14 protein-coding genes are annotated in these 12,320 nt (G+C 41.6%); 8 read left to right on the top strand and 6 right to left on the bottom strand.

The window, feature by feature from the left end; translation table 11 throughout:
* Positions 1-13: 13 nt before the first annotated feature.
* The 4 genes from I2F76_RS09550 to I2F76_RS09565 all read right to left on the bottom strand — a co-directional run bounded on the left by I2F76_RS09550 (position 14) and on the right by I2F76_RS09565 (position 4,233).
* Positions 14-817, bottom strand: a complete 804-nt coding sequence (locus I2F76_RS09550) for a PTS mannose/fructose/sorbose transporter subunit IIC (RefSeq protein WP_048789380.1) — start codon at positions 815-817, stop codon at positions 14-16.
* Positions 818-844: 27 nt separating this feature from the next.
* Complete coding sequence (locus tag I2F76_RS09555; RefSeq protein ID WP_003010431.1) at positions 845-1,834, bottom strand: PTS sugar transporter subunit IIB; 990 nt, start codon at positions 1,832-1,834, stop codon at positions 845-847.
* A gap of 373 nt (positions 1,835-2,207) precedes the next feature.
* Complete coding sequence (gene adhP / locus I2F76_RS09560; protein ID WP_003003874.1) at positions 2,208-3,230, bottom strand: alcohol dehydrogenase AdhP; 1,023 nt, start codon at positions 3,228-3,230, stop codon at positions 2,208-2,210.
* Positions 3,231-3,420: 190 nt separating this feature from the next.
* Entirely contained in the window at positions 3,421-4,233 is an 813-nt protein-coding gene (locus tag I2F76_RS09565) for a Cof-type HAD-IIB family hydrolase (RefSeq protein ID WP_070586275.1), read from the bottom strand.
* Positions 4,234-4,408: 175 nt separating this feature from the next.
* Here I2F76_RS09565 and I2F76_RS09570 point away from each other — a divergent pair, with 175 nt between their 5' ends.
* From I2F76_RS09570 to brpA, 4 genes are all read left to right on the top strand, one after another.
* Complete coding sequence (locus I2F76_RS09570) at positions 4,409-5,830, top strand: NCS2 family permease (protein ID WP_049471728.1); 1,422 nt, start codon at positions 4,409-4,411, stop codon at positions 5,828-5,830.
* A 178-nt stretch (positions 5,831-6,008) separates the two neighbouring features.
* The gene (gene tsaE / locus I2F76_RS09575) at positions 6,009-6,464 is read left to right on the top strand and encodes a tRNA (adenosine(37)-N6)-threonylcarbamoyltransferase complex ATPase subunit type 1 TsaE (protein WP_031575203.1); all 456 of its coding nucleotides are present in this window, start codon (positions 6,009-6,011) and stop codon (positions 6,462-6,464) included.
* Positions 6,457-6,987 carry a GNAT family N-acetyltransferase gene (locus tag I2F76_RS09580; protein ID WP_070594437.1) on the top strand — a complete coding sequence of 177 codons (531 nt, stop codon included), beginning with the start codon at positions 6,457-6,459 and terminating at the stop codon, positions 6,985-6,987. The genes tsaE and I2F76_RS09580 overlap by 8 nt, the downstream gene beginning before the upstream one ends.
* A 13-nt stretch (positions 6,988-7,000) precedes the next feature.
* A complete protein-coding gene (brpA, locus tag I2F76_RS09585) occupies positions 7,001-8,194 on the top strand; it encodes a biofilm formation/cell division transcriptional regulator BrpA (protein ID WP_195487744.1) in 1,194 nt (397 codons plus the stop codon).
* Between the two features lie 21 nt (positions 8,195-8,215).
* Here the strand turns inward: brpA and I2F76_RS09590 are convergent, their stop codons facing one another.
* Both I2F76_RS09590 and I2F76_RS09595 read right to left on the bottom strand, forming a co-directional pair.
* Positions 8,216-8,506 carry a hypothetical protein gene (locus tag I2F76_RS09590; protein ID WP_003012641.1) on the bottom strand — a complete coding sequence of 97 codons (291 nt, stop codon included), beginning with the start codon at positions 8,504-8,506 and terminating at the stop codon, positions 8,216-8,218.
* Between the two features lie 12 nt (positions 8,507-8,518).
* Positions 8,519-8,932 (bottom strand): HIT family protein, encoded by a 414-nt coding sequence (locus I2F76_RS09595; RefSeq protein ID WP_024056395.1) that lies wholly within the window; start codon positions 8,930-8,932, stop codon positions 8,519-8,521.
* 67 nt (positions 8,933-8,999) lie between these two features.
* On the opposite strand from I2F76_RS09595, the gene I2F76_RS09600 reads away from it, so the two are divergent.
* The 4 genes from I2F76_RS09600 to trmB are packed head-to-tail and all read left to right on the top strand — an operon-like array spanning position 9,000 to position 12,250.
* Positions 9,000-9,731: an ABC transporter ATP-binding protein gene (locus I2F76_RS09600; RefSeq protein ID WP_024056396.1), complete on the top strand. Its 732-nt coding sequence runs from the start codon at positions 9,000-9,002 to the stop codon at positions 9,729-9,731.
* Positions 9,728-10,783, top strand: coding sequence for an ABC transporter permease (locus I2F76_RS09605; RefSeq protein WP_195327271.1), 1,056 nt, complete (start codon positions 9,728-9,730; stop codon positions 10,781-10,783). The genes I2F76_RS09600 and I2F76_RS09605 overlap by 4 nt, the downstream gene beginning before the upstream one ends.
* 40 nt (positions 10,784-10,823) lie before the next feature.
* Positions 10,824-11,618 carry a cell cycle regulator CcrZ gene (gene ccrZ, locus I2F76_RS09610; protein ID WP_003003852.1) on the top strand — a complete coding sequence of 265 codons (795 nt, stop codon included), beginning with the start codon at positions 10,824-10,826 and terminating at the stop codon, positions 11,616-11,618.
* Positions 11,615-12,250, top strand: a complete 636-nt coding sequence (gene trmB / locus I2F76_RS09615; RefSeq protein WP_003010406.1) for a tRNA (guanosine(46)-N7)-methyltransferase TrmB — start codon at positions 11,615-11,617, stop codon at positions 12,248-12,250. Before ccrZ ends, trmB begins: the two co-directional genes overlap by 4 nt.
* Positions 12,251-12,320 lie beyond the last annotated feature (70 nt).

Raw genomic sequence — 12,320 nt, forward strand, 5'->3', positions numbered from 1 at the left:
TGTCACACCTTTCTTAATAGTCTTCGAGAATGTCGCCAATTGGATCGTTAGAAGTAGCGGCACCGCCACCTCCATTGCCACCTTTCTTAGAAAGAGTAAGGTAGATCAAGGCAAGGGCAACACCAATTGCTCCAAGAGCGATCAAAGTTAATTGGCTAACGGCTGCAAGAGCAAAACCGATGGCAAAGAATGGCCATACTTCACGGCTCGCCATCATGTTGATAACCATGGCATAACCAACGGCTACAACCATACCACCACCGATTTGCATTCCATCAGAGAGCCATTTTGGCATTTGTTCAAGAGCAGTTTTGACAGTTTCAGCAGGAATCATCAACAAGAGGGCTGCAGGAATGGCGATACGAAGACCTTGAAGAAGAAGGGCCACAAAGTGAGCGCGTTCTACACCTTTGATATCCCCTTTTCTAGCAGCAGCGTCGGCAGTGTGAACCAAACCAACGGAAAGGGTACGGACGATCATGGTCAAGAAAAGACCAGCAACTGCAAGTGGAATAGCGACACCTTGAGCGACAGCGATTCCTTTTGTACTGAAGTCTCCCCCAAGTACCATGATGATGGCAGCAGCGACAGATGCAAGGGCAGCATCGGGTGCAACTGCGGCACCAATGTTTGCCCAGCCAAGTGCAATAAATTGAAGTGAACCACCAAGCATAATGCCAGCAGTCAAGTTACCTGTTACCAAACCGATTAAGGTACAAGCAACAAGGGGTTGGTGGAATTGGAATTGGTCAAGGATACCTTCAAGACCTGCTAAGAAGGCAACAACGACCACTAATACCATAGAAATAATAGACATGTTTAAAATCCTTTCGTAAGTAATCGATTATTGAACGTTAGCTTTGTTAATTAAGTCAAACAAATCTTTCTTAGAGTCATTTGGCACTTTACGGACGTCAAATTCAACTCCAAGATCACGCATTTTTTCAAATGTAGCCACATCATCTTTATCCATTGACAACACATTGTTAACCATGGTTTTACCAGTTGAGTGGGCCATTGAACCAACGTTCAAGGTTTTAATCGGAACACCACCTTCGATGGCGCGAAGAGCATCTTGAGGTGTTTCAAATAAGATCAAAGCATGGGTATTTCCAAAACGTGGATCTTTAGCAACGTCGATCAATTTTTGAATTGGGACAACGTTTGCTTTCACACCATTTGGTGCCGCTTGTTTGATCAATTCCTTACGGAGTTCATCTTTGGCAACAGAATCTGAAGCAACAATGATCCGATCGGCTTTTGAATCAGGTGTCCAAGCAGTTGCGACTTGTCCATGAAGAAGACGTGTATCTAAGCGGGCAAGGTTAATCTTGAGTTTTCCATCTCCGATAACCGTTCCTTCTGGAATAGCAGCTTGGGCTACAGGAGCAGCAGCGGCAGTACTAGCTTCTTCAACAGGATTCAATTCTTCTGGAAGGGCTTTGACACCGTCTTTTGCTTCCTTGATGATGTTTGCAGCGACTTGATCAACGCCGGCATTTGCATCCATCAAACGTTCTGTATAAGCTTGAATCAACATCGGAAGGTTCAATCCTGTGATGATCGCAAATTTACGATCTGGATTTTCTCCCATGACGCGACTTGCTTGGTTAAATGGAGAACCACTCCAAAGGTCAGCCAAAACCAAGACTTCATCTTCTGCATCAAATGCGGCAACAGCTGCATTAAATTTAGCATAGAGATCATCCGGGCCTTCACTTGGCATGAACGTAACCACTTGAACTTTCTCTTGATCCCCAAAGATCATCGAGCCGGATTGGTGGATTCCAGCTGCAAATTCACCGTGGCTAGCAATAATGATACCAATACTCATTATTGACATTCCTCCTTATAAAATTTGTTTGACTTTCAGTTTAAGAAAACTTTAAGCTACTTTATTATAAATCGTTTCCACACTTAAGTCAATTTTTCTATCAAAATCTCGATGTAAAAACATTGATTTATTATATTAAATCATCGTTAGATAGAAAAAGAATGCTCTTGAATGAATTTTGTTTATTACTTGTTGATGCTTAAAAAATCAATAATAGATATGTTTTATAGGATTTTGTTCTCAATGAAAAGTTTCCGAGAATCAAACGATATTCTCGAAAACAAAAATAAATATATAACAAATTGTATATGAGAGTGATTGAGAGCACTCAAAAAGACTAGCCCAGTTGGGCTAGTCCTGTAGGTTCAGTTGTTTAGTTTGTAAAGTCAAGTACCATACGTCCTTGAATGGTTCCGGCTTCCATTTCGTCAAAGACTTTGACAGCATCTTCTACTGGACGTTTTTGAACGACAGGGACTACCAAGCCTTCTGCACCAAATTGGAAGGCTTCTTCCAAGTCTTTACGAGTTCCTACAAGAGAACCAATGACTTGGATACCATCTAATACAGTTTTCACAATGCTGAGATCCATCATTTCAGAAGGAAGACCAACTGCAACCACGCGGCCGCCTGCACGAACAGAATCTACTGCTTGGTTGAAAGCTACTTTAGAAACAGCTGTTACGACAGCAGAGTGAGCTCCACCATTTGTTTTTTCTTTAATCAATCCTGGGACATCTTCAACTTCGCGACCGTTGATGACAAAGTCTGCACCAACTTCTTTCGCCAATTCTAGTTTATCATTGTTGATATCGACAGCGATGACATGTGCGTTGAAGACTTTCTTAGCATATTGAACAGCCAAGTTTCCTAGTCCACCAGCTCCATAGATAACAATCCATTGTCCTGGTTCAGCTTTGGCTTCTTTGATGGCTTTATAAGTGGTAACACCTGCACACGTAATAGAAGATGCTTGGGCTGGATCTAATCCTTCAGGTACTTTCACTGCGTAATCTGCAGTAACGATACATTGTTCAGCCATCCCTCCATCAACAGAGTAACCAGCATTTTTTACAGTACGGCAAAGAGTTTCACGACCAGTTGTACAGTATTCACAAGTTCCACATCCTTCGAAGAACCATGCGACACTGACACGATCCCCAACTTTTAGGCTCTTGACATCTGGAGCAACTTCTTTAACAATACCGATTCCTTCGTGTCCAAGAACACGGCCTGGAACTTTACCGAAGTCTCCGTGAGCAACGTGCAAGTCAGTGTGGCAGACACCACAGTATTCGATTTGAACAAGAGCTTCCCCTGTTTCAAGTGGACGCATGTCTTTGTTTGCAACGATTTCAACACCAGTACCTTCTGGATTTACAACAACAGCTTTCATTTTGTTCCTCCTTAAGTGAACGAGAAGCGGTTTAAAATTTTTGAAAGCGCTTCTTTAATAACTATGTTAATAATATCACAAACCAGATGACGAGGCAATGAAAAAAATGGAAAAAAGGGGCGGTATTGATTAACCGATTAAGGATTTGGCGCAGAAAAAGACATGAGGGGATAACTCATGTCTGTTAGTTTTATAAGAATAATTGAATGAGTTGGCGCGCGACACCATCTTCATTATTCGTGAAATCAGTGATGGAGTCTGCATAGGGGAGAAGGATGGAGCTGGCATTTTTCATGGCGTATCCATAACCAGCAAGAGCTAGCATCTCAGTATCATTGTGCTCATCTCCAAAGGCAATCAAATCCTTCTGATCCATATTGAGTTTATCCAGAAGGTAGGTTAGAGCGGATGCTTTGGTCACATTTTTTGGATTGCATTCCAAAATATTTAAGGGACCACCCCAAGTATTGATAGACAGATTGTAGTCATAATGCCGATTCATTTCATCTGCCAGAGCATATTTGTCTTCCGCTTTCGTTTGAAAGAGGATACAGTTTGGGTCGCTCGTTACCCGCTCGGGATTGAATTGATTTTCTGGTTGGAAAGATTCAATACCGAATAATTTAGGGTCTGCAACGTGCTCATTTGGATCGGTAATAAAGAATTTATTGCGGTATTCGCCTGCTATAAAGTCCGCTTGGATGGTATCCCGGTTAGCGACCATATCTAGCAGGTATTTTTTATCTAAAGTCAAACATTGTTCATCCCCCCATTTTTTCTCAGGTAGATGCGTAAGGGAGCCGTTAAAATTGATCATCGGAGTATCTAGCTCTAGTTGTTTGTAATAGGTATGTGCCATACGGTAGGGGCGGCCTGTTGTAATAATGACTTTATGGCCAAGAGCACTAATTTTTTTTATCGTATCAATGGTAAAGTCGCTCAATTTGCTTTCGGAATTTAAGAGAGTGCCGTCTAGATCTAGAGCGATCATCTTTTTATGCATATTTCAGTTCCTTTCGAGAAGAATGAGACCATTATATCAGAAAAATCGGAAAAGCGCTCAAAAATCGAGAAGAGAAGTAGGATTTCTTGAAAGGCGAAAGATCTTTTGGTAAAATAGAAATAACGTTCGCAAATTGATTGGGAGCGAGAATGATGAAAAAGGAGTTTATTCTGAAATGGATAAGTTTTTTAAACTTTCAGAACATGGAACCACTGTTCGAACAGAGGTTCTTGCTGGTTTGACAACCTTTTTTGCGATGAGTTATATCCTCTTCGTAAACCCTCAAATGTTGTCACAAACAGGTATGCCAGCTCAAGGAGTCTTCCTTGCAACGATTATTGGATCCGTTGTCGGAACCTTGATGATGGCTTTTTATGCCAATTTACCTTATGCACAAGCACCTGGGATGGGCTTGAATGCCTTCTTTACCTTTACCGTTGTATTTGGTATGGGCTACTCATGGCAGGAAGCTTTGGGAATGGTCTTCATTTGTGGTGTGATCTCATTGATTATCACATTGACAAATGTTCGGAAGATGATCATCGAATCGATTCCGACCGCTCTTCGCTCTGCTATTTCAGCTGGGATCGGGATTTTCTTGGCCTATGTTGGAATTAAGAATGCGGGATTTTTGAAATTCACGATTGACCCTCATACCTATACAGTGGTTGGAGAAGGAGCAGATAAGGCGAATGCAACGATCTCAGCCAATGCATCTGCTGTTCCTGGATTGGTTGATTTTAACAATCCGGCTGTCCTCTTGGCTCTTGTTGGTCTTGCGATTACTATTTTCTTTGTTGTCAAAGGGATTAAGGGAGGGATTATCCTTTCTATCTTAGCAACGACTGTGCTTGGAATTCTCATCCATGTGGTTGATATCACTAAAATCGACTTTGCAAGTAATCATCTAGGAGCTGCCTTTAATGATTTAGGCAAGATCTTTGGTCAAGCTTTGGGATCAAAAGGATTGGGTTCTTTGATTTCCAATACGTCTCGTTTGCCTGAGACCTTAATGGCAATCTTAGCCTTCTCCTTGACGGATATTTTTGATACAATTGGAACTTTAATCGGTACGGGTGAAAAAGTTGGGATTGTTGCGACAAATGGGGAAAACCATCAATCAGCGAAATTAGATAAGGCCCTCTATTCAGACCTTGTAGCGACTTCAGTCGGAGCTATTGCAGGAACTTCAAACGTAACGACGTATGTTGAATCTGCAGCTGGTATTGGAGCTGGTGGACGCACTGGTCTGACAGCCTTGGTTGTAGCGATCTGTTTTGCTATTTCAAGTCTCTTTAGTCCGTTGTTGGCGATTGTACCGACCGCTGCTACAGCTCCAATTTTGATTGTTGTTGGGATCATGATGTTGAGTGGCTTGAAAAATATCCATTGGGAAGATATGTCAGAAGCAGTTCCTGCCTTCTTCACCTCTATCTTTATGGGCTTCAGCTACTCGATTACTCAAGGGATCGCTGCTGGATTTATCACCTATAGCTTAGTGAAAGTGGTTAAAGGAGAAGCCAAAGAAGTGCACAGCATGATCTGGATCCTAGATGTTCTCTTTATTTTAAACTACGTTAGCATGGCCTTGAATTAAGCATCAAGAAAGTGCCAAAAAGGAATGGGAGTTGTCTCCCATTCCTTTTTAGTTAGATCGAGGGAATGAATGGGAGAATTTCCTGTTTTCTTTGATTCCTTTTTCTCAAAAACAAACCGGAGTCGAACAATTTCTAAAAGAAAGAGCAGATTTTTAAAAAGTTTGGTATAATAGAGAAATGATTAGTCATAATGAAACGGAGCTGATCGCTCTAGGAAAACAGCTAGGAAAACTCTTAGAAAAGCAAGACGTGATTATCTTATCAGGTGATCTAGGAGCAGGAAAAACGACCTTTACCAAAGGAATTGCAAAGGGGTTAGGGATTGATCAGATGATTAAAAGCCCGACCTATACCATTGTTCGTGAATACGAAGGCCGCTTGCCTTTATACCATTTGGATGTTTACCGGATTGGGAATGATCCAGATTCTATTGATTTAGATGATTTCCTATTTGGAGATGGTGCTACCATTATTGAATGGGGAGAGCTGATTGAGCCGAGTCTCTCGGATGCTTATCTAAAAATTTTTATCCGAAAATTAGAAGATGGTCGAGAGTTAGCTTTTGAAGCTCATGGAGCGCGTGCAGAAGCTTTACTGGCATCCTTTGAGCAGGTGGAAAAAACCGATGACTAAGGAAAAGGAAGTGACAGTAGAAATTCGGCAAGCTGAAAGTGCAGACGCGGCTCTTGTCGTTGATTTCTTAAATCAAGTTGGGAAAGAGTCAGATTACATGACGCTAGATGAAGCTGGAATTGGCATGTCTCCAGCAGACATGGAGCAATTTCTAATGGTGCAAGAAATGGCGGAAAATCGGATTTGCCTCTTGCTATTTCTAGATCAGGAACTGGCAGCTTTGTTAAATATCACTGCAGCTTCTCAACGGTCTGTTCGGCATATTGGTGATGTCTTTATTGTGGTTCGAAAAACTTATTGGAATCAAGGACTTGGACAGATCTTGTTGGAAGAAGGAATTGAGTGGGCGCACTCGACGGGTGTTCTTAGGAAACTAGTCTTGAATGTCCAAGTGCGCAATGAACGAGCAGTTCACCTGTATAAAAAGTTAGGTTTTGAGATCGAAGGTTGTCAAGCTCGTGGAGCTTGTTCAGCTGAAGGAGAATTCTTAGATGTTTACCTTATGGGGAAACTGATAGATTAGAGAGAGATTCTAAATGGTTAAAAAAATTATTTTGATGTTTTTGAGCTTATTGACGGTAACAGTGATTGGGATTGGGGCCTATGGCCTTACCATCCTAAACCAAACGACTGGGACTCTCAGTAAGACCTATAAAGGCTTTGGAAATGAGACCAATGTCATTGCAGAAAACAAGCCGATGACTATCCTTTTGATGGGGGTTGATACAGGTAGCGGTTCTCGGGAAGATCCTTGGGCCGGCAATAGTGATACCATGATTTTGGTGACTGTCAATCCTCAAACAAAAGAAACAACCATGACGAGCTTGGAAAGAGATATCCTAACCAATATTACTTCAGATGGCGAAACGGTCCAAGCAAAATTGAATTCGGCTTATGCTCAAGGTGGTGCCAAGTTAGCCATTAAGACCATTCAAGATCTTTTGAATATCCATATTGACCGCTATGTCATGATCAATATGAAGGGATTGGTTCAATTAGTGGATAAGGTTGGTGGTATCACGGTTAACAATCCATTTGACTTCGATATCTCGATCGAGGATAATGAGCCAGAATATACGGCTAAGATCGCACCAGGACGTCAGGAGATTAATGGGGATCAAGCTCTCGTTTATTCACGCATGCGCTACCAAGACCCAGAAGGAGACTACGGACGTCAAAAACGCCAACGTGAAGTGATCAAAAAGATTGTTGAGAAAGTTTTAAGCCTCAATAGTTTGAGTCACTACAAAGGAATCATTGAGTCTGTTAGTGACAATATGCAAACCAACATAGCGCTTGACAGTAATAGCCTTCTTCAATTGCTAGGATATAAAGATGCTCTTTCAACGATTCATCAGTACCAGCTGAAAGGAGAAGATGCCACCTTAGCAGATGGTGGAAGTTATCAGATTGTCACTTCAAAACATATCTTGAAAATTCAAAATATCATCCGCAAAGCTTTGGGGATGAAAGAAATTAAAACATTGAAAACCAATGCTTACCTATTAGATGGAGATGAAGAGTTGAAGAATACTTCTTCTCAAAATGATACGCCAGCGGCATCATCTGAGGAAGCACCTGTTTACCAAGAGTTTAACCAACTACCAGTTGTACCATCGACCCAGGATACGGGAGTGGTGACGCCTCAAAGTTCTGTTGCACCAGTGACACCAGTTGCTCCTGCAGCTACAGAGTCGAGCAGTGTGACACCTACGGTACCTTCAGAATAAGAAAAAAACGATTGAGTTTTCTCAATCGTTTTTACTTGGTTGCCAGATGTCTTGAATTTCTTTTAGAGAGGCTGTTGCTTGTTGACTAAATAATTTGGTCTTGTATTGGAAATCCGTTACCAATTCTTGAAGATTGGTCTTTTGGTCTTGGATAATATCCAGATTGCGTTGGATTTTTGCTAGGTTATCTTGAATTCCCTTGACCAATTGGCTGGATTCAGTCACCTCTGTTTTGATTTCTTTGCGGTTTTTTACTAGGTGGTAGCTAATGCTAGCTCCTGTTGCAAACCAAAAGAGATTTTTGAGTTTCATATGGCCTCCTTTTTAACTGTTTTTGATGGTTTCTGCGAGAACTGCTAGTTGTTCAAAATTAGGCTCGTGTTCAGTAAATGAAATGCCAAGCTCATCTTGATCGGAATAGCGAGGGATAATGTGGACATGTGTGTGAAAAACGGTTTGTCCAGAAACTTCTTCCATGTTGCTGATGATATTCATTCCCTTAGCTTGGGTAGCAGCTTCTACTTTTTTAGCAACTTTAGAAACACGTGCAAATAGTTGAGCTGTGGTGGTTTCGTCCATCTCTAGGAGGTTGCGAGCGTGTTTTTTTGGAACCACTAACGTATGACCTGGTGTAACCTGAGAGATGTCCAAAAATGCGAGGACTTCCTCGTCCTCATAGACTTTGGAGGAAGGAATGTCACCAGCTATAATCTTACAAAAAATACAATCATCAACCATAAATACACCTCATTTAGACTAAATTTTGTTATAATATAAGAACATTATACCAGAAATCGGAGAAAATATGTTAGAAATCAACAAGTTGACAGGGGGCTATGTCAACATCCCTGTCCTGAAAGAGGTGAGTTTTTCAGTTCCGGATGGCCAATTGATTGGTTTGATTGGACTAAATGGAGCTGGGAAGTCAACCACGATTAATGAAATTATTGGTCTCCTGCATCCTTATGCTGGGGAAGTACGGATTGACGGCTTGAGTCTTCAAGAAGCTCCAACTGACTATCGTAAAAAAATCGGCTATATTCCAGAAACCCCTAGCCTATATGAAGAATTAACCCTGAGAGAGCATATCGAGACCGTAGCTATGGCCTATGATTTAGACATGGATCAGGTCATGGTGCGCGTCCAGCCTTTGTTGGAACGATTCCGTTTGGCTGAAAAATTAGATTGGTTCCCGACCCAGTTTTCAAAAGGGATGAAGCAAAAGGTCATGATTATTTGTGCCTATGCAGTGGATCCAAGTCTTTATATTGTCGATGAACCCTTTTTGGGATTGGATCCTGTTGCGATTGCAGATTTGATTCAGTTATTGGCCGATGAGAAAGCAAAAGGAAAATCGATTTTGATGAGTACCCACGTTCTGGATTCGGCTGAAAAGATGTGTGATGGTTTTGTGATCCTACATAAGGGTCAGATCCGAGCAAAAGGGACCTTGGACGAGCTGCGCTCAACTTTTGGGGATGAGAAAGCAAGTCTAAATGATATCTACATGACCTTGACAGAAGAGGAAACAGCATGAAAGAGTTGATGAAAAAACGGCAAGAAACGTTTCGAACTCAATGTGTAAAATATAGCCGCTATGTTCTCAATGATCATTTCGTCCTCTTTATGCTGATTTTCATAGGATTTTTGGCGGTTCAATACAGCCAATTCTTGCAAGATCTACCCAAAGATACAAGCCTGATCCGCTGGAGTCTCATGATTGGCTTGCTCCTCTTGGTTCCGATAGGCTCCATTGCGACCTACTTAGAGAAGCCCGATGCTTTATTCCTTTTGGTAAAGGAAGAGGAAGTGAAACGTTATGTCAAAGGGCAGGCCAAGAAGTCTTTTGTGTTTTGGTTTTTGATTCAAAGTTTTGTCCTTCTATTATTTGTGCCTCTTCTTCTGGCAACAGGGCTGGATAAACTTGCTATTGTAGCTTATATCCTTGTCTTAGGGGTGGCTAAAGGGGCTGTTTTTAGCTGGAAGGAAGCGCGTTTCTACCAGGATGAAAATTTAAATTGGCCCTTGGCTATTGCTCGTGAGAATGCAAGGAAACAATTGATTCTTCGCTTCTTTGCCTTGTTTACAACGGTGAAAGGTATTACTAACAGTGTCAAAAGAAGAGCGTACTTGGATGGTTTCTTAGGGCTTCTTCCCAAAACACATGGCAATACGTGGCTGCACTTATATATGCGCTCCTTCCTACGGAATGGAGATCTTTTCTCTATGACTCTACGACTCTTGGCTCTTTCCATTCTCGCTATCATCTTTATTCCCCAGCCTCTCGTAGTGATTGCCCTTGTAGCCTTGCTCAATTACTTGGTTATTTTTCAATTACTGGGGCTTTACAGTGCTTTTGATTACCAACCCTTGACCCTCCTTTTCCCGATGAAAAAGGGCAGTAAAAAGGCAGGGTTGAACAAAACGATTCAGCTGGTCATGGGGATGATAACGGTGATAGAAGGAGGAATTGGCCTGGTCTTTATTTCAGATAAAGTCCTGTTGTTAGGCCTACTGGCTTATACAGTTGCTTTAATCCTACTCTATCTTCCATTTAAGATGGCGCGCTTGGTTGACGAAAGTCGTTAAAATTAGTAAAATAGATTGGAAACTTTTTACGGAGGAAAAGATGGACTCGAATGAAAAAGAGCTAAGCCTCACCCCAATTCCTGGGAAGAGTGGGAAGGCCTACATGGGGACCTACCCAGATGGTGGGCGCGTTTTTGTAAAAATGAATACGACCCCAATCCTTGCGGGTCTAGCAAAAGAACAGATTGCTCCTCAATTGTTATGGAGTCGACGCTTGCCAGATGGAAATGTGATGAGTGCCCAAGAATGGTTGAATGGGGAAATTCTCACGCCAAATGGGATGTCGAAAAAACAAGTCGTCAATATTTTAACGAGATTGCACCGTTCTAGACCTTTGATGACTCAATTAAAAAAACTTGGCTATCCTGTGGAATCTCCATTAGAATTGCTCAATTCTTGGAGTAACCGGTTGCCAATTGCCCTACGTCAGAACCACTATATCCAATCAGTCGTAAAGAATTTACGTAAGACAGTGCCTGCCTTTCGGGAGGATTATGCGACGATCGTCCACGGAGATGTTCGTCATAGTAACTGGATTGAGACAGAGAGCGGCTTGATTTATCTAGTCGATTGGGACTCTGTTCGTTTGACAGACCGGATGTTGGATGTGGCGCATATCTTGAGTCACTATATCCCAGATTCTAATTGGCGCGATTGGTTAGGCTATTATGGCTACAAGTACAATCAAAAAGTATTTGATAAACTCTATTGGTTTGGTCAATACTCTTTCTTGTGCCAAATTGCTAAATACTATGAAAATAATGATTTAGAAAATGTCAATCGCGAGATCTATGCTCTGCGCAATTTCCGGTTGAAATATGGAAAGGAAATATGAGAGTTAGAAATCGCAAGGGAGCGACTGAATTATTAGAAGCGAATCCGCAATATGTGGTCCTAAATCCAGAAGATGCCAAGGGAAAGTGGCATGAAATTTTTGGGAATGACCATCCTATTCATATCGAAGTGGGCAGCGGGAAAGGGGCCTTTATTACTGGGATGGCCAAGGCCAATCCAGAGATCAACTACATCGGAATTGATATTCAAAAATCGGTCTTGAGTTATGCTTTAGATAAGGTCTTAGAAGCTGATGTTCCTAACATTAAATTGCTTTGGGTAGACGGAGATAGCTTGACCAACTATTTTGAAGATGGGGAAATTGATCAACTCTATCTGAATTTTTCAGATCCTTGGCCTAAGAAACGTCATGAGAAGCGTCGCTTGACTTACAAGACCTTCCTGGATACCTTCAAGCAAATTCTTCCAGAACATGGGGAGATTCACTTTAAAACAGATAATCGAGGTCTGTTTGAATACAGTTTGGTGAGCTTTTCACAGTATGGTATGACTTTGAAGGGAGTCTGGCTAGATCTTCATGATAGTGATTTTGAGGGGAATGTCATGACGGAATATGAGAAAAAGTTCTCAAGTAAAGGCCAGGTCATTTACCGTGTAGAAGCACAGTTTTAGCATATTCCTTGCAATCATTGGGGAATCGTGTTATAATACTTTAAATGAATAGAAAAGGAGAGGCGGGGAA

It is taken from the genome of Streptococcus parasanguinis (assembly GCF_015557775.1).
Classification (GTDB): Bacteria; Bacillota; Bacilli; order Lactobacillales; family Streptococcaceae; genus Streptococcus; species Streptococcus parasanguinis_AA.